Genomic DNA, 20,554 nt, shown 5'->3' with positions numbered 1-20,554 from the left:
TCGAGTACATAGCAATCCGTTCGTTAGTTGGTTCTTCTTCGCCACCTGTCACTTCATCCCGTCGGATGCTTCGGGCGAGTGGGTCGTGATCAGCGCGGGAGGGAGAGCAGGTCGAGGGTGGAGGCTCCTGCTCGGATCTCGGCGATCATCCGAGCTTCCTTTTCTTCTCTCTTTCTTGCTGCTTGCCAGACTTCCGACACGGAATCCCGAGGAATGGAAACAACGCCGTCGAAGTCGGCGATGATCAGGTCTCCAGGAGCGATCCTGACCTCACCCAGTCGGATCGGAACGTTGAGACGGCCGGGTCCTTCCGGGTCCTTGATGGTGCCCCTGATGCAAGTAGCCGAAGCGAAGACTGGCAAGCCGACCCGTTCGAGGGCTCGTATGTCGCGCACTCCGCCATCGAGTACGAGCCCGGCAATCCCCCGCGCTAGTGCTGCCTCACTGAGAATTTCTCCCCAGTAACCGAATTCGTCGCTTCCTGTGGTTTGCACCACGAGAACATGGCCGGCTGGGGCAGCGGCAACAGCTCGATGCAGCCAGAGATTGTCTCCGGTCGGGCACAGGACCGGATATGCCGGGCCGAGGATCGTGGCTGAGGCGAAGGCCGGCCGGAGTCGGGCCGGAAGTGCGCCGATCCTTCCGCCGGCCTCGTGCACAGTGGCGGCAGGTAGAGGTTCGAGTTGCATGGTGCCGATGTCCGCACTGTTCGGTGATGTCGAGATGGTCATGGATCCCTCGGATGTCTGTCGACACATCCGGTTGGACGTGTGCTCTGAAGCACACCATAGAATGAATTCAATATTGAATGCAATACTCATGAACGGATCGGCGCCTAGCTGAGGGCGACCTGTCCGCCTATTGCATTCAATATTGAATGTGATGTAGCTTTCATTCGGCCCAGATGTGGGCCGCATCACTTTCAGGTCGCACTCCGGCCGCTCACCCCTCCTTCAGGAAGGACGACTATGGCATCCGAGCCGTCCCGATCGCGCTCCGAAGTCCGTCGAGTTGCTCTCTCGAGTTATCTCGGGACCACCATCGAGTACTACGACTTTCTCCTGTACGGCACCGCTGCAGCCCTGGTCTTCAACAAAGTCTTCTTCTCGAACCTCAGTCCTGTCATCGGCACCATCGTTGCCCTGGCGACACTTGCGGCCGGGTATGCAGCCCGCTTCCTCGGGGCAGTCGTCTTCGGGCACTTCGGAGACCGCTTCGGCCGCAAGAACGTCATGCTGGTCACGCTCGTCGTCATGGGATTGACCAGCGGGGCCATCGGTCTTCTTCCTACATATGACCAGATCGGCTCGTTCGCGCCCTTGATGCTCGTCGGCTTGAGGTTGCTGCAAGGATTTGCAGTGGGAGGGGAGTACGGGGGTGCGGTTCTCATGGCCTCCGAACATGCGCAATCGGGGCGGCGGGGACTGGCAAGCAGTGCTGCGGCCATGGGTGCGCCCAGCGGATCAGTACTGGCCACGGCAGCAATGCTTGCCGTAGCAGCCATGCCGGATGAACAAATGCTCAGCTGGGGGTGGCGAGTGCCTTTCATTGCCAGCTTCGCCATGCTGGCCCTTGCCTTGTACTTCCGTACTCGGATCAGCGAAAGTCCGGTGTTCCTGGAAGCAAGTACCACCTCGGCACGTCCGGCGGGCGCTCCGATCACTCGGATGCTGAAGAAGTCGCCGACGACGTTCGTCAAGGCAACGCTCTTCCAGATCGGGCCCTATGCCGGTCAGGGGGTGTTCGGAATCTTCATCATCTCGTACGCTCCCACCATCGGATATTCTCGCTCCACCGCCCTGCTGGCTGTCATGCTCGGCACACTGGGCAGCATCGCACTCACTCCGGTGTACGCGTCGCTGTCCGACCGCATCGGCCGTCGACCAGTTGTTCTCGGCGGAATCCTGGCCACCGCAATCCTTGCCTTCCCCCTATTTCACCTGGTCAACCTCGGTAATCCGACCGTCCTCGTGGCAGCTGTCGCCGCGTACCTGGCGCTGGTCATGCCAGCGGTAACCGGAGTTGCCCCAGTCCTGTTGACCGAACTGTTCGACACCGAGCTTCGGTACACCGGAGTCTCCACCACGTATCAGCTTGCACAGACTGTCGGTTCAGGATTCTCCCCGCTCATCGCTACCTCGTTGCTTGCGATGGCCGGCGGTGGGAGCAACACCTGGCTTATCGCTGTCTTCCTGATTGTCCTCGGAGTGCTCAGTGCAACGGCCGCATTCGCACTCCCGGACAACTTCACCCGAAGTCTTGCCAGCACCGAGGGGAGTACCCGGCAACGCGCCAAAGTTGTCGATCCACAGGGCGAGTACCTGGCGTGATGCAGGATCCCTGAGGGTGGCTCCAAGTTCTCGAGTAGGCATGGGGGACAGGGATGCTCATGGGTGTGCCTCGACTTCGCCCCTGAACAGTCGCCCATGCCCACCGGTGTGCGGCGGGTTATCGACTCCTGGCTTGACCCCATGAGCCGAGGGCACGCGACGACTACGCACCATTACCGAAACTGCTTACGCGTCCAGCCGATGCCTGCTCCGCGTGTCGACTCGGCGTCAATACCGACCGCCTCGTTCATCCAGCTCGGTTGAATATCAGTATTCTCTTCTGTATCAACAACTTTGGATTCACGGGAATTGTGTAGGCGACAAGCAAGTCGGTGGTGCGTTGGATGTGTTGTTGCAGCGCTTCGACGGCGGCACCGATGTCTCGGGCTACGGTCAGATCCGCGAGCTGACGGTGTTCGCACGCGACATCCGGTCAGGTCCGTCGCCGACATGGCGGGACCAGCACTGGTACAGCTCGGACCGATCCCGCAAGGAGGAGGCGGAGCCTTCGAGGTGACTGTTGCCGCTACCGGCGAGTTGTGGCCACCGTGCGGGATCTGCGGTGTCTGCCCTACAGCCGGGGCGTCGGTTGCGACCGGCTGATGTGGGAACTGTCGATCGGCCGGACCTATGCCGTCATCATCGGATGGCACGGCGCTGCGGCTATCAGTGGATTTGGATTGTGTCAGGGACTGTCGATGAATACCTCGTTCGCCGAAGCTGCAATCTGGGTTGCCGATACCGCCCAGGCCGAGCTGGCCCCCTACGACTTCGTGCAGTGGCCTTCGCGTGGTCGTCATCTGTTGCGGCCGCGACAGGTCGACGACGCCGTGGTCTGGATCGATCCCCACGATGACCGGGTGGTGTCGCTGATCGGTGAATTGTGCAGTCACGTCTCCGTGTGGGCGGGCTGACGCGCTGATGGTTCCCCGCGGTCGTCGCCCTGGGGGCGATTCCTACCGGCTTGGGGGCTGCGATCTCGGTGATGTTCTCCCTCAAGACGATCCATGCCACCCGGCACGTCGCCGGACTGGACTGCGACCTCATCGACTGAGTCGAAGCACTCGACGGCGATCGGCAACGCACTTTCACGCGCTGGTGCGTGCACCGGGCACGGGAACGTGCCGGACTCGTGCAGCGGCTCGCCGAGATAATGCCGGACACCCCGTCCACCTGGACTTCATCGGCAGCACCCCAACCCCCGTAACCGGACCGACGCCGATCCGCGGATCCGGCTCGGCCTCGTATCCGGGTTACCTGCGAGTGCGGAGCTCGTTCAGCGGTACGAGGCGATGCAGGCGTACGCGCGGAATATGTATTCGGAGGCAGCTCCGCTCGAGCCGCCGATCGAAGCAATGCGGCACACCGCGCAGACCTACGGGATGGACTATCCCGAATTGTTTGCACGGGCTCGCAGCGACTTCTTCAGCGACCACGTCACCAGTGACCCCGGGCATCGCGGACCGGGTGATTCCTGACCCCCATACGCAACGGGTCTGATTTCACCTCCGCTAAGGGGTCAGTCTTTGGGTTCTGGTCCACTTTCTGTGACGGTCTATGGCGAGGTCAGCATCACCGGTTATTGGAGTGAGACAGTCGTCCGGTCCGGGTCCAGTGAATGCCGTCGGGACCAGATGAGTACGGTGGCGGCAGGTAGCGCGATAGAACTCGCCGGTGTGCCATGCCCGGCGACTATCTGCGGATCGTCGGGTCCGAAGCTTGCTCGCACGATGGGCAGGTGTTCGCGCCAGCCCACCAGGCCGGAGTCGTCGCGACCCCATGCGCGCCCCAGCGTCATGACCGAATTTGCCCAGCTCAGCTACTCGATCTCGTACACCCCGGTGTCCCGAGGGGTGTGCCGACAGATGTCGGGTGAGCGCGGACAGAAAGCGCATGTCTCAGTCCGCTTGGTCGAAGTCGCTCTGCCGGACGGTGGGCGGTTCCTCACCTGGACGGTATGGGCAGCCTCTGGCTCAACGCCGGGGCTGCCCATACCCCTCTAGGCTGCGAACGCCGCTGCGGTTGCTGCTGTGTCCTCGAACAGGTGCATGCGCGTGATCTTTCCTGCCTTCACGGTCAAGCGCATCGCGACGTCGGTGTGGAACGGGCGTCCGGTCGCAGCTGCGACGTGGTCGAACGCACCGAAGACGACGGCATCCTCGCCGTCGGTGACGACAGCCTCGACCGAGACGACGCTCTTGCCCGGTACGAGAGCGGCCCACAGGGCACGGAAGTAGTCGGGCACCTCGCTTTTGCGCGAGCGAGCGCCGACCCAGTGTGCTAACGCCGGGTCGCCGGGAACGAACCAGTCGATTTCCTCCGCGAACAGCTCGCCCAGTTGTTCCGGGTCCTGCGCTCCGAGGGCCTCGAGGAAGGCGGTCGTGGTGTCTGTTGTGGTGGGGGTCATCAGGTGTCCTGTCTCTGGTGGCGATCGCCGACCGCCGATCTGTAGTGGTCGATACAGAACGCTAGCACATCTGTAGTGGTCGCTATAGAATGAATGTATGGGACGGCCGCGCAACTTCGATCGAGACACCGCATTGGACAAGGCGATGCTTCTGTTCTGGGAGCACGGCTACGAGCAGACCTCCATCGCCGACCTCACGCGGGAGCTCGGCATTTCCGCGCCGAGCCTGTACGCCGCGTTCGGCGACAAACGGACCCTGTTCGAGGAGGCCGTGGCCCGCTATGAAGCCAACCCCGCGTCGGTGACGACAGCCGGGATCGCCGGAACGACTCCGCACGAGGTGCTGCGATTGATGCTCGACCGTGCATGCCAGGAGTACGTCAGCGAAGCACATCCGCGTGGATGTCTCGTCAACACCGCACCTGAGCTCATCGGCAATCGCAACCAGAACCGCGCGATCACCGCAGACCGACTGCGGACAGTCGACATCGACACGGAGACGAGCGTCGACGCCGACACGCTCGCTGCCTTCACCCATGCTCTGCTCGTGGGCCTGTCGTCCTACGCTCGCGACGGCGCCGACGAGGAGCAGTTGCGCCGCGTGGCCGAGCTGGCCATACGCGTGATGACCGCGTGAGCGGTACTCCTTTGGGGTAGCCACGCACCGAACACGATGTGCTCGCCGCTTGTTCGTGCACCGTCTTCTCTACGCCCGAGGTCCTGTGCCGTCGCGGTGGCCTCACGCGCGACATCGACAAGGAGCATGTGAGTGCACCGCTTCTGGTTGCGGCTTGGCCCTGACCGGACGCCGCAGGCGCCGACTGAGGGAGGAGGCGTTCGAGGAGGGGGTTGATGACCGTGTCCGCCACCCAATCGAGCCAGGGGGTGTTGGTCTGCGCCTTCTGACGCATGCAGTGATGGAACTCCGGAAAGCGGGCCGTGTACTGGAACAGAGCGCGGTACTCGAGCAGCAGGCGCTCGATCGGGGACTGTGACTCTGAGTCAGCTCGCCGACACCAGTGACGATTCAGTAAAAACGCCTGCCGATCGGGCCCTCGCGAGACCCTGTCGTTACCGGAGCACCGAGGCGAGGTCGGCCCCTTGGTGGCAGGTCATCACCAGGTGAGCGCGACGTACTGCGACTCTGTGGACTCAGGCAGGCCCTCGTGTCTGCCCTCCGGCCGATCCCGCTCTGCTTCATGCCGTCGAAGGGTGCCGCGGTCCATGCCGACCTGAAGCACTCAGCGCTGGCACACCTGTCGTTCTAATGCCGCATGGCTCGTGCTGGTGGTCATCGCGTTCAACTTGACCCGCGCGGCGGGAACCATGGAGGCACCCGAACTCGCGAGGGCGACCACCGCGACCTGCGCCGCAAGCTGATCAGTGCCGGGAGAACGGTCTATGGCACGGAGGCGACCGTCGCCGACATGAGCATGACGACCGCGGTCGTGTGTCGTGTCTTCGGTCGGCATCCCGCCACCCGGGATGGTCCTCGCCTCGCTTCGAGGTGTCGGTCATTGCCGAGGTGGATGCCAGGTATCCGAGTTGATCGACGCGCGTCCGGACTGACAGGGGCGATGACTACGGATCGCTGGTTCGTGCCGACAGGTCGCGCTCGGACTAATCCCCGCGGCGTCTTCATCGGCGGCGACGGCAGGGTTGCATTCGCAGTCCACGCGAATAACCAAACTGATATTTAACATAAGAGCGCCCTATCGGCGTGCGAGGCGTGCACGCGGTGCATGCCTCGCACGCACCGTGCGTATGGTGTGTGGGACGGCGCTGCTCCCTGAGGGTTTCGGTGTTCGTTGGCTGCGTCCGCGCCGGGTGTCTCATTTGGGTCGCGCTACGGGCCGGACTCGTCACTGTCTGGCGATGTGAAAGCTTCCTCGTCCACACCGGGCTGACGCGCTCGAGCCGGTGACCGCCGGTGCCGGGAACCGGCAGGTGCGCCGCGTGGAGCGTTTCAACAGCCGCGGACGATGGCACTGCAGGGGTGTGCGGTCCGGGCGCGAGGACCACCGACCAAGATCGTAAGAGCTGTGGGTCCCACTGTGTGCTGCCGATTCCGCTCCCGACCGGGCCGGTCCATGCCAGTCGATCCGCACGGTCACCGCCGGAGCAGAAGATCCCATACGGTCGGTGCGCCTTTCCCGGGTCCGCGGTGATGATGCAGGCGCAGACTGAAGGCATGAACTCGTCACGGGGTGCGCACGATGGCACGTACGAGATAGGGCTCGACTTCACCCTCCCGGAACTGGGCGCGCTGCTTCCTGCCGACGGGCGGATCGAGCAACAAGACACGACCCGACGCAGCGTCTATTACGACACCGCCGCGAGGGATCTGCTGCGCCAGCACCTGACGTTGCGTCACCGGACGGACGAGACCGATCTCGGATGGCAGCTGACGGTACCGGCCGACAAGACCCCCACCGAGGTCTGCGTGCCCTCGGGCGACGACGACACCGTGCCCGAGGACTTGGCGAGCTGGGTGGCGGGCGTGATAGGGGGCGAACCCGTGCACCCGGTGATCACCTTGACCACCGCGCGGCACACCCACCGCCTCCTCGACCGGGACGCGCGACTGCTGATGCAGGTGACCGACGATGTGGTGCACGGCACCGTCGCCGGCGACGGCGCGGTGGCCACCGAGTGGCGGGAGATCACGGTCGAACCCGGCGAGATCGGCGACAAGAAGATGGTGAAGGCGCTGCGTAAATCCCTGACCCGCAGCGGCGGCCGTCCGTCGCGGTACCCGTCGACGCTGTCCCGCGCGCTCGCCGACCGTCACCACGCAGACGACCACCACACGGGCGATGGTGACGCCGACACGAGTCCGTCGACGGCGGCGCGGTTGCTCACCGATTATCTGGAGGCGCAGGTCCAGGCGATCGTGGCGGGGGATGTCTGGTTGCGCCGCGGCCTGGACCCCGTCCATCCCACCCGGGTCGCCATCCGGCGTTTCCGCAGCACTCTGCGGGTGTTCAAAAACCTGTTCGAGCCTACGGCGACGGCGACGCTCGAAGCGGAATTGTCCTGGTATGCAGGGGTACTCGGCGAGGTGCGCGATCGGCAGGTGCAACGGGTCCGGTTCGCGCACGCGGTCGCCGCCCTGCCGAGCGAGTTGGTGATGGGTCCGGTCGCTGCGCGTATCGAAGAAGATCTGCTCGCCGAACAGCTCCATCACCTGGCCGAGGTGCGGACGACCCTGAACGGGGAGCGCTACCGGACGTTGCTGGCCACGTTGGCGCGGTGGCGCACGGCTCCACCGCTGACCGATGCTGCGACCGATCCCGGGGTGATCCGCGCGGCGCTGCGGCGGGCGGAGCGGAAGGCGCTGAAAAGGGTGTCGGTCGCCGCGGAAGGTAGCGACGAGGAAGCTCTGCACCGCGCGCGCAAGGCGGCCAAGCGTGCCCGTTATGCCGCCGAGCTCGCGCGGCCCGTCCTGGGGAAGAAGAAGGCCCGGAAGAAGGTGGCGCGGTACAAGACGATGCAGGAAGTGCTCGGCGAGCACCAGGACAGCGTGGTGGCCGCCGGCATCCTGCGCGGACTCGGTGCCCGGGCCGGGGCCACCCCAGGGGAGAACGGTTTCACCTTCGGCCTGTTGTACGGGCTCGAGCTGCAGGCGGCCCGGCAGGCCCGCCTGGACGCGGCCCGGCTGGTCGTCTAGAGGTAAACGGACGTGCCGTCAGGTGCGGGCTGGACGATCGTCACCGGCGAATGCAAGGCCGCGGCGGCGGTGGTCTGCCGCGATCGCAGACCTTGGGGGCGGCCGAACGAGACGGCAACCAGTGCGGTCACGATGAGCGCGGCGAAGTAGAGAAGCCAGGACGAGATGGCGGTGGTGTGGCCGCGACCGTACGCCTGCAGCAGGAAAGTCACGATGCCACCGGAGGACGGATATCGCGCACCGAGCTGGGCTACTGCATAGCCCTGCAAAGTGGCCACAATCCCCGCCAGCAGGAACGACACCCACACAGCCGACCCGGCCACCGCCCCGGCCTCGCCGAGCAGCGCGAAAATCCCCGCCCCGACCATCGAGCCGACCCCCAGGAAGGCAGCACCGCGCACGGTCATCGACCGCACCGCCACCGAAGCGTCTCTACCTGCACCGGCCGCCCCGTCACCGCCGTCGGGCACCTGAGAACCCTTCTCGTCCATACCTTCCACGGTTCCCCACAGAAGGACCTCCAGATTGGTGTTTGGCCATCGAAAGATCTGCATGGTGTCGACCGCGCTCACCCGGGCGCGCGGAGACGGGCGGTGTTCGATGCACGATCCCCGCGGATCCGTTCGGCGCGAGTGTCCACCGAGGACCCGATCCACGCCCATGATTTCGATCCGATCGCAGGTGGGTGGTGCGAAGATTAGACATGCGCCGCCACCGTTGGCCGGCTCTCGCGCCGCCGCCCGAGCGCGGCCTGTACGTGCGGTCACCCCTGCTGCTCGCGACCGAGAAGGACCTCATCCTCGAACTGTCCTCGGTGACCGCATTCGCGTCCGGGCTGCTGTTGAAGTTGGCGTTGCGGGTCACCGGGCTCCGCGCCGACTTCGCCCGCCACGAAACCCGGCCGTTGACAGACCCCCAGGACTGGTCGGCGCAGTGGTCCTACCTGAGCGTGCGGGTCCGCTCCGACGACCTGGACGGCCCCGCTGACCCGCGGCGTCCGAGCGAGCCGGACTCCGGGGCGTCGAGGGCGTACCGCACTACCCCGACCTACTGGATCGGCGGCTATCCACGCTCGGGGTCCCTGACCGTGACCGTCGGCTGGACCGAGATCGGACTCCACCCCGTCACCTTCACCCTCGCCCTCGGTCCCAACCCCTTTCCCACCGCCTTCGGATCTGAATCGGCGAGATGACAGCCCGCTACAAGGCCACCGTTGCGGCGCTCCAGATGCGGGCCGAGCCGGTTGCAGGTGCGTGCCCGGGTGCATGTGCCGCAGGTACGCCGCTGCGGTAGCGATTGCGGGCGCGGGCGGTTAGCCGAAGACGACGGCCGTACCGCAGAACGCGGAGGCCAACGCGCTCTGCGGACTCCGGGGATCACCGACACCGACGTTCGGATTTGTGAGACGAAACGCTCACCTGATTCGTCCCGAATCCGGCAAGCGGTCGCCTTGACCGGAATATGCTGCGGCGCAGGGCTGAGCAGGCGCACAAGCTGCCGGCGATCTTGGGGCGGTCTCCCCTTGGGCAGGGGAACCCGTCGGACGCGCCGATGACCGCGGATCATCTGCTGCCGGCCTGGGCCGGACTGCCCAGCCTGGTGTTGATCGTCGACAACTTCCTGTCCTGCTCCGGGACGGAGATGAACGCCGTTCACGTCTTTTCGTTGCGCAACCCCGCCAAGGAATTTCCGAAGGCGATGTCTTGGCGATGGGGTTGGTGCTGCTGATTTTCATCCTGCCCGCGCCGGCCATCAGCTGGGTGGTGCCCGCCGAAGAGCTGTCTCTGACTACGGAAGTGGTGGACGCTGTCTCGGCGGGGTGCCGACGGTTCTGAACGATGCCGGTGTGGGACTGTTCCGGGGCGACGCGGCCGACATGCAACAGCGTGCGGTCCACAATCACGGACAGCGTGCTTTCGTGTTCGCCGTGTCGGTCGTGCTCGGCGCCCGCATCGCCCCGGGTTCCCTACGGTCCCTTCGTTGTCTGTCTCTGGGCAACCGGTCCGGCAAGAGCGGAACCGTTCCCGATTTCGCGCTTGACCGATTTCTCGATCAACAGGGGAACGTAGGCCCTGATCTTTGCGTCGGCGAACCGCTTTTCGGCGGTCCGCACTGCGGCTTCGATGTCGGTGGGCGGCACCGAAGGAAAGCGGGTGACGAGCCGTTCGATCACCAGCTCGATCTGTAACGTCTCGTCCTCGCTGGGTCGGGAACCGGCCGGATTCCGAGGTACCGGGGCGTCGATGCCGGTATGCCGCGGAAATGATGCCGAGGACAGGGGATACGGATCCCAGCTCAACGGGGCGACGTTATCGGTCACGGCGTGGTCCTTTCCCCCGAGCTGCCCGCTGCCGTGCTCTCGGGCAGAGCCGACGCCTGCTCTCGGGCAGAGGACGACTCTTCCTGTGTGCGCGCGGGCCGTATCACGATCTCCAGGACCAGCAGTGCCAGCAGAGTGCCGAGCACGAGCCACACCACCACCAGTCCGGTGGGATAACGCCAGAACATCAACAGCAGGGCAGCGATCCCGATGATGGTTGCCCGCAGTGCGATGCGTACGTGGAAGACCCACATCTCGAACGGGTTCGGCGCCCGGGAGCGGCGGGCGCGTTGCACGGAGTCCAGGGACCGTCCGAAACCGCGACGCACCGCCACGGCCGAGGCGGAATCCCCGGTCACATAGGCTCCCAGCGCGACGACCAGCCCGAGCACGGCCACCGCACGCAGCGCGGCCCGCAGCGGGACCAGCACGGAATCGACGATCGCGGTAGCTGCGTCGGGGGAGAGCACCTCCGGGGGCACGTGGTCGAGATACACCGCGCGGGCGACGAGCAGTGCAACCGCCAGCACCAGCATCCCGACCGCCAGGGCAAGTCCGACGAAGGCGAGCGCCCGTCGCCGTCGCCCTGAGGGTGCGACGGCGACTGCGGCGACTGCGGCGGCGATGGTGAGCCAGGGCAGCACGTCCGCGAGCTTGTCGAGGGTGTTGACCGCGCGTTGGGCCCGGACCAGTTCCGGGGACTGGAACAGCACGAATTGTTTGTCCACGCGGGGGATCTTCTCGGCGAAGGTGAATCCGCGGTCGAGCAGCCGGGCTTTGACGGTGTCGATCACCGTGCCGAGGGAAAGACTGACGGTGCCGGACTGGTCGACGGTCACCGAAGACGGACCGCCGGCGCCGGTCACCACGGCCACCAGCGCGGTGTGGGCGGCACGGTTGGCCTGGATCCACAGGTCTTCGAACTGGTCACTGCGTACGAAAGAGAGCACCGTCTGGTTGACGAAGGTGCGGGCCTGACCGGCGAGGACCGGGGCCAGTCCTTCGACCGCGCGGTCGACGCGAGGGGCATTCGCCGTCGCCGGAACCGCATCGGTCAGGGCGGTCAAAGCGTCGGTGGTCAAGCCTTCGACGTCGACACGGGTGAAGATCTCGTCGGTGATGGTATTTGTGAGCTGGGTTTGCAGGGCCGGGTCGGTGGCCAGGGGAGCGATGGTGCTGACATAGCGGTCGGTGTCGAGGATTTCGCTGCGGACGAATCGTGACACGACCGAGGTGATGGCGAGCACGGCGACCAGGACGGTCAGCACAGTCACCGCAGCCCATCGCCAGCCGTGCCGTGGGGGCCGCGGCCGATCCGGTGCGCGCGCCACCGCCTCGGTGGCCTGTTCCCGCAGGGCGGCTACCTCGCGGCGCAGCCGTTCGAGTTCGGCACGTTCGTCGGTGTGCAGCCGACCGGTGGGGGTGTGCTGAGCAGACCGGTCAGGCTGGTCGGTCTCTGCGGTCATCGCTGCCGTCCTGTATTCGTAGGTGAAGACCGAACGCGGCGACGATCGGATCTCGCGCCTGCCCCTCGGTGCAACTGATTCCGACCTGGTGATGGCCGCCGAGCACCAGATCACCGAGATGAAGAGTGGGTTGTTCGAGCCGCCTGGGCGGGCATCAGGCGCGCGGTCGAGAGTGTTCGGCTCAGTAGTAGTCGGCTCGCGGCTGCCAGGTCGACACGGCCCAGATGACCACTACGTCGAGGGCGATGATCAGGATGGACCACCACGGGTAGTACGGCAGCCACAGGAAGTTCGCCAGGATCGACAATGCGGCGATGACGATCGCCCCTATCCGTGCCCACGTGGCCCCGGTGATCAAGGCGATGCCCACGACCACCATCACCACACCCAAGACGATGTGAATCCATCCCCACGCGGTGAAATCGAATTTGAATATGTATTCCTGGCCCTGCACGAACAATTCGTCCTCGGCCACCGCCGCGATGCCTTGGAAGAACTGCAGGATGCCGATGGTGGCCATGATGATCGCGGCGCCGATCGAGGTGCCGGCGGCGATGCCTTGTTTGACGGACATACTCTCCCGATCGGTATGCGCATTCTGTGACACGGTCGTCTCCTTTGTCAGTGGACGTGATGAGGCAAGTCAGCGCTGAATCCTGCCCTTATCGCAGGGTTTTCGGATACTGGTGGGGTCGGAGCGATCGCGTTGCACCTGTGCGCCGTGTTCGACTACGAGAACTCAGGCGATGACGACGAGGACCGCACCGGGAACGCGGTTTCTTTGCACACTTCGCTTGACCGGCGACTTTTCGGGTCATTCCTTTCTCGTGCCTCATGGACGGATGCTCGCGTAGTTCTGCAGGAATGTGGATTCGACCAGCGACATCGCGGCGATCTCGGCTGGGTCGACGCTTTCGTTGGGGGCATGGATCAGTGCCCGGGGTTCCTCGACGCCCATCAAGATGATCTCCGCGTCGGGGTATGTGTCGGCAAGGACGTTGCACAACGGGATGGATCCCCCTTGTCCCAGCATGACCATGGGACGGTCGTAGGCCTGTTGCATGGCTGCAGCGAGAGCCTGGTAGGCGGGCCCGTCGGTGCGGGCTCGGTACGGCGCTCCGACGGCCTCCACCTCGATCTCCACGGAAACCCCCCACGGTGCGGCGGCATGCAGATGATCCACGAGCGCTTTCTGCGCCCGGGCGGCTTCGAGGCCGGGGGGTATCCGCAGGTTCAAACGGGCACGGGCCCGGGGCGTGATCGCTGCCGCCGATCCGATCACCGGCGGGCAGTCGATACCGAGGATGGTCAGGGCCGGACGCGCCCAGAGCATGTCGGAGACGGTGCCATCGCCGAGCACTGATTCGGTGTCGAGCATGCCGGCGTCGGCGCGGAACTGTTCCGGTGGGTAGTGCTCGCCGGCCCAGGTCTGGTTGTTGTCCAGACCGTTGACGGTAGTGTTGCCCTGGGCATCTCGCAGGGTTGCCAGCATGGCGACCAGAGCGGCGAGGGCGTCCGGCGCGGCGCCCCCGAACATGCCGGAGTGCAGCTCCGAGGTGAGTGCTTCGACGGTGACGACGACATTGACCATTCCGCGCAGGCTGACGGTGGCGGCGGGTTTTCCGACGTCGGCATTGCCGGTGTCGCACACGAGGATCGCGTCGGCGCGCAGCAGGTCGGCGTTGTCGGGGACGAAGGCTTCCAGTCCGCCGGTGCCTTGCTCCTCCGACCCTTCGACCACGAGTTTGAGGTGCACGGGCAGTTCGTCGCCGAGAGCTTGCAGTGCGGTGAGGTGGACGAGGATATTGCCTTTGCAGTCGGCGGTTCCGCGTCCGTACCAGCGCCCGTTCTTCTCGGTGAGCTGGAAGGGTGGTGTATTCCAGGCAGTGTCGTCGAGCGGCGGTTGGACATCGTAGTGGGCATAGAGCAATACGGTCGGGGCGTGCGGGTTCGAGCAGCGCCTCGTCCCGACCACGGCATCACTTCCGTCGGCGGTTTCTTCCAGACGGGCATCGGTGAACCCTTGCTGGGTGAATTTCTGCCGTACCCATTCCGCCGCGCGGTGACATTCTTCGGGAGGATATTGGTCAGGATCGGCCACTGATCGCATTGCGACGAGTTCGGTCAGATCGTGTTTCACCTGCGGCATCAGATCGTGGATGCGCTGCTTCAGGTCCATGCCATTACCCCCCTGCCACGTCGCTGGTCGCGAGGTCGTCCACGAACTGTTGGAATTCGGGGAGTTTGTCCGGGCAGTAGATCTCGATGATCAGCAGTTCTCCTTGAACGACCCGCTCGTCCACGACGACCGGGCGAGTACCCGGCCCACCGGCGCCGTTGACCATCTGGGACAGCAACGTGGCTCGGGTCAGCGGAGCATTGGGGTTGGCGCAGATGGCTCCGCCGTCTTCGCCGAGCACCCCGATGATCTGGTCGCGGGAGGGGGTGTGGGCGCCGGCCTCGTCCAGGGCGGCGATGAGCTGGTCGGCCTTGTCCTCGGCTTCTCGGCTCGACGAGACATAGGGAAACAGGAGCAGGGCAATGACGGTGAGGATGACGATGATGAATGCGACGATCCCGTAGATGATCATGCGGTCACGGCGATTCCATGTTTCCTCCGCGGTGGTCATGAGGGGCTCTCCTCGGGTTGTTTCCATGACGGCTTGCGGGACCTGTAGAACAGGTAGGGCACGAGCAGGCCGAGACCGAGTGCGCCGGCAGCGACGATCAGGAAGTAGACCCCGGCGTTTCCGGAACTGAACTGCGAGGGCGGGATGAAGCCGATGAGCAGGGCAGCGAGCGAGGCGGCGAAGCCGACCCCGCAGAGTCCGACGAGCATCGGTGCCCGGTAACCGCGGGGGTGATCGGGGAACTTGCGCCGTAGCCGGACCGCGGCGACGAACATCAGCAGGTACATGATCAGGTACACCTGGGTGGTGATCACCGAGAAGATCCAGTACGTGCTCGACACGTCCGGGATGAACGCATACAGCAGGGCGATGACCGTGGTCACCAGACCCTGCGTGACCAGGATGTTCTGTTGCACCCCTTGCTTGTTCACCCGCTGCAGGAAGGGCGGTAGATAGCCTTCCTGCCGGGAGATCAGCAGCAGGCCCTTCGAGGGGCCCGCCAACCAGGTCAACATGCCGCCGAGCGAAGCGGTTACCAGCATGATTCCGATCACCGGAGTCAGCCACTGCCATCCGAATTGAGCGAACACGGCGTCGAATGCTTGCATCACTCCCGCAGTCAGAGACAGCTGTTCGGCGGGCACCACCCAGCTGATGGCCAGCGCGGGCAGGATGAAAATCAGCAGCACCAACCCCATCGCCAGGAACATCGCCTTCGGAAATTCCTTGGCGGGGTTGCGCAACGAGGAGACGTGAACGGCGTTCATCTCCATCCCGGAGTAGGACAGGAAGTTGTTGACGATCAACACCAGGCTGGCCAGTCCGGCCCAGGCCGGCAGCAGATGATCGGCGGTCATCGGCGCGGCCGACGGGTTGCCCTGCCCGAGGAAGACCGCCCCCAAGATCACCAGCAGCACCCCGGGGATCAGGGTGCCGATGATCAGTCCGCCGCTGGCCAGGCCCGCGACACCCTTGGTGCCGCGGGAGGAGATATAGACCCCGGACCAGTAGCAGACCATGATGACCAACGCGGTCCACACACCGTTGCTGGCCAGGGCGGGGTTGATGACGTACGCGAGTGTGCTGGCCACATATCCGAGCAGACTCGGATAGTAGAAGATCGTCATCGCGAACTGGCACCACACCGCCAGGAACCCCATCGGCTTGGAGATCCCGAGAGCGACCCAGTTGTAGACGCCCCCTTCCCATCCCGACGCCAATTCGGCCGACACCAGCGACGTCGGGAGCAGGAACACGAGGGCGGGTATGACGTACAAGAACACGCAGGCCAGACCGTAGACAGCCATCGTCGGCGACGGCCGCAGACTGGCAACCGAACTGGTGGTCATCAACGCCAGAGCCACCCAGGAGATCCAGGGCCCGGCCGGAACCCGGGTCCGGACCTTCGACTCGGTGGGCGGCTGGTCGGCCGGGATGTCCGGTGCGCTCATGATATCCACCTGCCAGAAATCCTGTACCGGGCGCTCTGAGCGCCGAGGGCGCGGGTCATCCCAGTGCCTTCCTCGTCACGGCGCGATCGGGCGCCCCTGTCGTGGACCTGCGGTGGCGGTGCATACGCTGTCCTCCTCGATCCGGTCTGCGTGGCGGGCTAGTCGACGACCCGGAGGTCGCGACTGGTGTTGTTCAGACGACGACAGCCGTCGTCGGTGACGGTGACGATGTCCTCGATGCGGATCCCGAACCTGCCGGGGAGGTAGATTCCCGGCTCGATCGAAAAGCACATGCCGGGAACGAGACGCTGCTGCTCACCCTCGACGATGTACGGGGGTTCATGGGTGATGACTCCGATCCCGTGACCGGTGCGGTGGATGAATCGGTCGCCGTAGCCGGCCTCGCTGATCACCGCCCGCGCCACCCGATCGATCTGCTGGCAACTGACTCCGGGACGGACCGCCTCGACCGCTGCCTGTTGCGCCCGCCGGACGACCTCGTGCACCCGCTGCGCTTCGGCATCCACCGGCCCGACTGCAATCGTGCGAGAGGTGTCCGACCCGTAACCGAACATCAAGCCGCCGAAGTCGAGAACGATGATGTCGCCACCTTCGATCGTCCGGTCACCGGCCTCATGGTGCGGATCAGCGCCATTGGGTCCGGACCCGACGACGGTGAAATCGACCTGTTCATGCCCGAATCGACGCAACAACGCTGCCAGCTCCGCTGCGATGTCCCGCTCGCGCCGGCCGGCGAAGGGTCTCTGCACGATCTGCTCGTAGACTGCATCGGCCGCGGCGCCGGCTGCGGTGAGCCGTGCCAGTTCGCGAGCGTCCTTGACGGCCCGTAACATCGGCATCGCTGAGGTCAAGGCCACGTACGACGAGTGCGGCAGTTGCCGTTGCAGGCCCAACAGGTGCATCGTCCACGCCGAGTCGGAGACGCCGTATCGGCTCGACGGATCCAGCAGTGCCCCGGCCAGCTCATACGGGTCGGCGCCATCGGCCCAGTCGGCGAACGAGACCGCGGCAGCGCCGTCCGCCGCTTCGGCATCGGCCCGTTCGAGCGTGGGAACCACCATGATGGGTGATCGGTCCAGGCGCAGCACCAACAACGTGAGGCGTTCGGTGATCGCGGTCGGTCGATATCCCGTCAACCAGACCAGATCAGGTCCCGGGGTGATGAGAACGCCGTCCAGACCCGCGAGGGCCGCGTCGTGCACCACCCGCGTCATACGGGCGGCATAATCCTCACTGGTGAACGGCATCGGAGCGGGATGCACCTGCGATGTCATCGGGCTCTCCAAGGGCCTTGGGAATGCTCGACCGACTGCCTAATCTGCTAGGCGCGAAGCTGATTTCGCCTCTACGAACTCGCCACGTACACAACCCCTGCGAGGGTCGTCGCTCAAGGCCCGCCGCTCGATCGGTCCCCCAGCATCGACATCATCGACACGGTCAACCTCCCCTATGGGGCGCTCATCGCCCTCTTTTACCCGAATTGTGCGCCTGCCCAGTCGGACGCCGCAGCACATTCCAATAAAATCGATGTTCGATGCAGTAATGCCTCGGAGACTTCCGCCAATCTGGCGGGTACCGGACCACTCGACCGTCCTACCCGTGACCCGCTCGGTATGAATTTTCGTTACCCCTGAACGCTCGCGAACGCCGGCTGACATTCCCGTCACCGAACGGTGGACGGTGAAATTGCGATCGTCCGCGCGTTCGGTCGGATTCAGGATGTTCTGAAAGTCGCAGTGCGTGGGTTCGGGACGAACGGACGAGGATTGGCGTCTCGCGTGCCCGAACTTCGGCGTCTGTGGATACCGGGAGTCGAAAAGTCTCCTGCACATGGCAATGGACAACGGTGCAGCTACCCGCGTGTCGGCCACCGACTGGGGTACAGCCGCGGCGCCGCAACGAACCGCGCGGGCTTTCGCTCGTCCACTCACTTACTTGCACGCCTCCAGTTCGCCGCGTCGGGCAAGGTTGCCGTGCAACGCGACGTGCCGAATCTGAGTCGACAGGTTACGAAATTTACTGAGAGAAACAATATTAGAACCCTTCGTTCTCCCAGCTTGCAAACAAGTGCGTCGCACTCGAACTCCCCCGGTAGGGGACACCGGCCGCACAGCCGTAGTGGCGACAGTGGCCGTCACCGTCTCCACGCTGTCTCAGCGGCGCGGCAGTGCGGGGCAGGGCGGGGCAAGTGGGAGCCGACGGCGGCGAGCCTCAGGAGTAGTCTCGGCCCGCACTCGTACTTATCCGCTCTGGTGGAACGGATTGGACGGCTACATCGCGGGACCTCACCGTACTGACGGGTGCGGGGAACATCACCGAGGTGAAGTTCGCGGCCGAGTGCCCCGATCGTGGCGTCCTGATAGCTTCGTCCACGCGGTCGGAAGCTCGGGACGAATGATCGATATGGCGTACACATCTCCGCTGGCGGTATTACCCTTCGGTCGGTCAGCCGATAGTCCACCCGGGGGTGTGGTGCGCCCGGCGCCATTCATGTTCCCATTCCTGCAGTCGGTGGTGCTCGTTGTACCGATGCACGCCGTACCAGAACCCGACCCCGCCGACCAACGCGGCCGCCCACACGGCTATCGCTGTGAGCACGGCCGTAGTGGCGCTGTCCGTCCCGCTGTGGGGAGCATCGACCGGGACGCCGCTGGGGTCCACCCACAGGTCGATCGTCGCGCCGGGTTGCGCGTCGAGCGGCCGACTCAGCCGACCGGTGTAGGTGTGCCCGTCCACATTCCACCGCACCCACCGGAGTTCGGTCTGGTCGACGGCCGGCGGGAGCGGTGGGGCGGTCTCCGGCGCCGCGGCCACGGTGGGGGCGCTGTCCAGAACGGTTGCTTCGACCTGACGGTGGGTGTGGATGTCCTGGCGGGCCTGCTCGACCAGCGTGCCGTAGGTGACGGTGCCGACGGTGGCTGCCAAAGGCACCATCATCACCACGAAGACGACCACCACGAGAGCTGCCGTCGACTCGAGCCGGTCGCGACGGCGCAGCAGCGGGCTCCGGTGCCAGGGCGCGCGCCGCCACAATCGCACGGAGCACGACGGCCCGGTGGTCATCATCGGCTCGGCATCTCGCCGCGCCCCGGGGTGTCTTGTTCCAGGGCACGGTTCTCGAGCTGCTCGAATTCGGCCGCGGTGATCGCCCCGGACTCGTGCAGCGCCTTCGCGTCGGCGATCTGATCGACGGCGGATCTGCCGGCGGCCTGCCGGATGTACTGGTCGGTGGCGTGCCGGGCGGCGAGTTGAGCCTCTCGGGCCCGGATGGCCATGTCCTGTCCGCGCACGATCAGGTAGAGCAGAGCGCTGAAGAAAGGAATCAGGATCAGGGCGATCACCCAGACGGCTTTGCCCAGCCCGGACACGGTGTGGTCGCGGAACAGATCCGTCAGGATCAGGAAGAACACGAGCAGGTACGCCACGAAGGCGAACACGATGATCGTGTACCACAGGAGATCCCAGAACGAGTCCATGATGTGCACCTCCGGTGAAGGGACCGGCGAGACAGGCCGAGAAGTTCGGAGTGGTCTGGCCGCGGGGGAGAGTACGTCTTTCTGCCACTGCACCGCCGTAGCTAGGGCACCGCGGCTTTCGGCTTTTCGACCAGGTCGAGCAGACGTTGGCGGGCGAGGCGTTCGCCCAGCTCCGGCAGAGCCGGCGCCGGAATTCCTCGCAGGTCCTCCAGACAGCTCGCAACCACTGCCTCGATCCGATACCGCGGGAGGAAGCCCTCGAACTCGGCGGCAAGCCGATCCGCGATCTGACTGTCGGGTGTGGCGCGCACAGTGCTCATCTCGAGTCCTGCGTTCTCTGGTCGCCGAAGTCGAGAACGACGGTGTCACCGCGTTCGATCGTCCGGTCACCGACCTCGTGGTACGGGTCAGCGCTGTCGGTCCGGACTCGACGACGGTGAATCGTCCTGCTCGTACCCGAATCGGCGTGACAACGCTGCAGGCTCCGCTGCAATCACAATTCTGCGAGGGCGTCGCGCAAGGGCTCGCCGCTCGATCGGTCCCCCAGCATCGATATCATCGACACGGTCACTTCCCACACTGGGCGCTCATCGCCCTCTTTTGCCGAATTGTGCGCCTGCTCGGTCGGACACCGCAACATATTCTGGTAAATTCGATCGTCGATTCAACAACGAGCGGGGGCCTCCGCACGATGGACGGGTTCCGGACCCTGCGACGGTCTCACCTGCCGCTGGCTACGGCGTGGGCCCGCATTGCCCGGTCCATCCACTATCCGACGGTGGC

20 protein-coding genes and 1 pseudogene are annotated in these 20,554 nt (G+C 65.0%); 8 read left to right on the top strand and 13 right to left on the bottom strand.

Going from position 1 to position 20,554, the window contains the following annotated elements; all coding sequences use genetic code 11:
• Positions 1-89: 89 nt before the first annotated feature.
• The gene (locus B9C99_RS12775; protein WP_216359303.1) at positions 90-821 is read right to left on the bottom strand and encodes an RraA family protein; all 732 of its coding nucleotides are present in this window, start codon (positions 819-821) and stop codon (positions 90-92) included.
• A gap of 147 nt (positions 822-968) precedes the next feature.
• Between B9C99_RS12775 and B9C99_RS12770 the strand changes: the two genes are divergently transcribed.
• The 3 genes from B9C99_RS12770 (at position 969) to B9C99_RS26020 (ending at position 3,808) form a co-directional block, all read left to right on the top strand.
• The gene (locus tag B9C99_RS12770) at positions 969-2,330 is read left to right on the top strand and encodes an MFS transporter (protein WP_088898116.1); all 1,362 of its coding nucleotides are present in this window, start codon (positions 969-971) and stop codon (positions 2,328-2,330) included.
• 539 nt (positions 2,331-2,869) lie between these two features.
• Positions 2,870-3,244 carry a hypothetical protein gene (locus B9C99_RS12765; protein WP_088898115.1) on the top strand — a complete coding sequence of 125 codons (375 nt, stop codon included), beginning with the start codon at positions 2,870-2,872 and terminating at the stop codon, positions 3,242-3,244.
• A gap of 399 nt (positions 3,245-3,643) precedes the next feature.
• Entirely contained in the window at positions 3,644-3,808 is a 165-nt protein-coding gene (locus tag B9C99_RS26020) for a hypothetical protein (RefSeq protein WP_216359302.1), read from the top strand.
• Positions 3,809-4,329: 521 nt separating this feature from the next.
• On the opposite strand, the gene B9C99_RS12760 is transcribed toward B9C99_RS26020, so the two are convergent.
• Positions 4,330-4,737: a nuclear transport factor 2 family protein gene (locus B9C99_RS12760; protein ID WP_088898114.1), complete on the bottom strand. Its 408-nt coding sequence runs from the start codon at positions 4,735-4,737 to the stop codon at positions 4,330-4,332.
• A gap of 97 nt (positions 4,738-4,834) precedes the next feature.
• On the opposite strand from B9C99_RS12760, the gene B9C99_RS12755 reads away from it, so the two are divergent.
• The 3 genes and pseudogenes from B9C99_RS12755 to B9C99_RS12750 all read left to right on the top strand — a co-directional run bounded on the left by B9C99_RS12755 (position 4,835) and on the right by B9C99_RS12750 (position 8,407).
• Entirely contained in the window at positions 4,835-5,374 is a 540-nt protein-coding gene (locus B9C99_RS12755) for a TetR/AcrR family transcriptional regulator (RefSeq protein ID WP_172414939.1), read from the top strand.
• A gap of 583 nt (positions 5,375-5,957) precedes the next feature.
• A pseudogene (locus tag B9C99_RS25595) lies at positions 5,958-6,102 on the top strand (IS1380 family transposase); the annotation flags it as partial.
• A gap of 826 nt (positions 6,103-6,928) precedes the next feature.
• Positions 6,929-8,407 (top strand): CYTH and CHAD domain-containing protein, encoded by a 1,479-nt coding sequence (locus B9C99_RS12750; protein ID WP_088898144.1) that lies wholly within the window; start codon positions 6,929-6,931, stop codon positions 8,405-8,407.
• Here the strand turns inward: B9C99_RS12750 and B9C99_RS26130 are convergent.
• On the bottom strand, positions 8,404-8,979 hold the full coding sequence (locus tag B9C99_RS26130) for an amino acid permease (protein WP_253250066.1): 576 nt from the start codon (positions 8,977-8,979) through the stop codon (positions 8,404-8,406). The two genes, B9C99_RS12750 and B9C99_RS26130, sit on opposite strands and share 4 nt — an antisense overlap.
• A 131-nt stretch (positions 8,980-9,110) precedes the next feature.
• Between B9C99_RS26130 and B9C99_RS12740 the strand changes: the two genes are divergently transcribed.
• Both B9C99_RS12740 and B9C99_RS26125 read left to right on the top strand, forming a co-directional pair.
• Complete coding sequence (locus tag B9C99_RS12740; protein ID WP_088898113.1) at positions 9,111-9,599, top strand: hypothetical protein; 489 nt, start codon at positions 9,111-9,113, stop codon at positions 9,597-9,599.
• Between the two features lie 359 nt (positions 9,600-9,958).
• A complete protein-coding gene (locus B9C99_RS26125; RefSeq protein ID WP_253250065.1) occupies positions 9,959-10,135 on the top strand; it encodes a hypothetical protein in 177 nt (58 codons plus the stop codon).
• A 238-nt stretch (positions 10,136-10,373) separates the two neighbouring features.
• Here the strand turns inward: B9C99_RS26125 and B9C99_RS12730 are convergent, their stop codons facing one another.
• The 10 genes from B9C99_RS12730 to B9C99_RS12685 all read right to left on the bottom strand — a co-directional run bounded on the left by B9C99_RS12730 (position 10,374) and on the right by B9C99_RS12685 (position 20,091).
• A complete protein-coding gene (locus B9C99_RS12730; RefSeq protein ID WP_253250064.1) occupies positions 10,374-10,727 on the bottom strand; it encodes a three-helix bundle dimerization domain-containing protein in 354 nt (117 codons plus the stop codon).
• On the bottom strand, positions 10,724-12,193 hold the full coding sequence (locus B9C99_RS12725) for a hypothetical protein (RefSeq protein WP_253250063.1): 1,470 nt from the start codon (positions 12,191-12,193) through the stop codon (positions 10,724-10,726). Before B9C99_RS12725 ends, B9C99_RS12730 begins: the two co-directional genes overlap by 4 nt.
• A gap of 181 nt (positions 12,194-12,374) precedes the next feature.
• Entirely contained in the window at positions 12,375-12,800 is a 426-nt protein-coding gene (locus B9C99_RS12720; RefSeq protein ID WP_088898112.1) for a hypothetical protein, read from the bottom strand.
• A 225-nt stretch (positions 12,801-13,025) separates the two neighbouring features.
• On the bottom strand, positions 13,026-14,372 hold the full coding sequence (locus tag B9C99_RS12715; protein WP_088898111.1) for a dipeptidase: 1,347 nt from the start codon (positions 14,370-14,372) through the stop codon (positions 13,026-13,028).
• Positions 14,373-14,376: 4 nt separating this feature from the next.
• Positions 14,377-14,823 (bottom strand): hypothetical protein, encoded by a 447-nt coding sequence (locus tag B9C99_RS12710; RefSeq protein ID WP_088898110.1) that lies wholly within the window; start codon positions 14,821-14,823, stop codon positions 14,377-14,379.
• The gene (locus B9C99_RS12705) at positions 14,820-16,274 is read right to left on the bottom strand and encodes an APC family permease (protein ID WP_088898142.1); all 1,455 of its coding nucleotides are present in this window, start codon (positions 16,272-16,274) and stop codon (positions 14,820-14,822) included. Before B9C99_RS12705 ends, B9C99_RS12710 begins: the two co-directional genes overlap by 4 nt.
• Before the next feature lie 158 nt (positions 16,275-16,432).
• Positions 16,433-17,569: a Xaa-Pro peptidase family protein gene (locus tag B9C99_RS12700; protein WP_088898109.1), complete on the bottom strand. Its 1,137-nt coding sequence runs from the start codon at positions 17,567-17,569 to the stop codon at positions 16,433-16,435.
• A gap of 1,171 nt (positions 17,570-18,740) precedes the next feature.
• Complete coding sequence (locus B9C99_RS12695) at positions 18,741-19,361, bottom strand: hypothetical protein (protein ID WP_143543559.1); 621 nt, start codon at positions 19,359-19,361, stop codon at positions 18,741-18,743.
• Complete coding sequence (locus tag B9C99_RS12690) at positions 19,358-19,771, bottom strand: SHOCT domain-containing protein (protein WP_026061822.1); 414 nt, start codon at positions 19,769-19,771, stop codon at positions 19,358-19,360. The genes B9C99_RS12695 and B9C99_RS12690 overlap by 4 nt, the downstream gene beginning before the upstream one ends.
• Positions 19,772-19,872: 101 nt before the next feature.
• Entirely contained in the window at positions 19,873-20,091 is a 219-nt protein-coding gene (locus tag B9C99_RS12685; protein ID WP_016695750.1) for a hypothetical protein, read from the bottom strand.
• Positions 20,092-20,554 lie beyond the last annotated feature (463 nt).

This window comes from Rhodococcus sp. BUPNP1 (assembly GCF_002215235.1).
Lineage (GTDB): Bacteria > Actinomycetota > Actinomycetes > Mycobacteriales > Mycobacteriaceae > Rhodococcus.
The sequence above is the reverse complement of the archived record's forward strand: the minus strand, read 5'-3'. Positions and strand labels throughout refer to the sequence as shown.

Bases quoted from the DNA above. Each gene is read 5' to 3' on its own strand.
- B9C99_RS12685 (WP_016695750.1), bottom strand. From the start codon at position 20,091: ATGAGCACTGTGCGCGCCACACCCGACAGTCAGATCGCGGATCGGCTT.
- B9C99_RS12750 (WP_088898144.1), top strand. From the start codon at position 6,929: ATGAACTCGTCACGGGGTGCGCACGATGGCACGTACGAGATAGGGCTC.
- B9C99_RS12725 (WP_253250063.1), bottom strand. From the start codon at position 12,193: ATGACCGCAGAGACCGACCAGCCTGACCGGTCTGCTCAGCACACCCCC.
- B9C99_RS12775 (WP_216359303.1), bottom strand. From the start codon at position 821: ATGAGTATTGCATTCAATATTGAATTCATTCTATGGTGTGCTTCAGAG.
- B9C99_RS12690 (WP_026061822.1), bottom strand. From the start codon at position 19,771: ATGGACTCGTTCTGGGATCTCCTGTGGTACACGATCATCGTGTTCGCC.
- B9C99_RS12740 (WP_088898113.1), top strand. From the start codon at position 9,111: ATGCGCCGCCACCGTTGGCCGGCTCTCGCGCCGCCGCCCGAGCGCGGC.
- B9C99_RS12715 (WP_088898111.1), bottom strand. From the start codon at position 14,372: ATGGACCTGAAGCAGCGCATCCACGATCTGATGCCGCAGGTGAAACAC.
- B9C99_RS12770 (WP_088898116.1), top strand. From the start codon at position 969: ATGGCATCCGAGCCGTCCCGATCGCGCTCCGAAGTCCGTCGAGTTGCT.
- B9C99_RS26125 (WP_253250065.1), top strand. From the start codon at position 9,959: ATGACCGCGGATCATCTGCTGCCGGCCTGGGCCGGACTGCCCAGCCTG.
- B9C99_RS12705 (WP_088898142.1), bottom strand. From the start codon at position 16,274: ATGAGCGCACCGGACATCCCGGCCGACCAGCCGCCCACCGAGTCGAAG.
- B9C99_RS12755 (WP_172414939.1), top strand. From the start codon at position 4,835: ATGGGACGGCCGCGCAACTTCGATCGAGACACCGCATTGGACAAGGCG.
- B9C99_RS12695 (WP_143543559.1), bottom strand. From the start codon at position 19,361: ATGATGACCACCGGGCCGTCGTGCTCCGTGCGATTGTGGCGGCGCGCG.
- B9C99_RS12760 (WP_088898114.1), bottom strand. From the start codon at position 4,737: ATGACCCCCACCACAACAGACACCACGACCGCCTTCCTCGAGGCCCTC.
- B9C99_RS12710 (WP_088898110.1), bottom strand. From the start codon at position 14,823: ATGACCACCGCGGAGGAAACATGGAATCGCCGTGACCGCATGATCATC.
- B9C99_RS12700 (WP_088898109.1), bottom strand. From the start codon at position 17,569: ATGACATCGCAGGTGCATCCCGCTCCGATGCCGTTCACCAGTGAGGAT.
- B9C99_RS26020 (WP_216359302.1), top strand. From the start codon at position 3,644: ATGTATTCGGAGGCAGCTCCGCTCGAGCCGCCGATCGAAGCAATGCGG.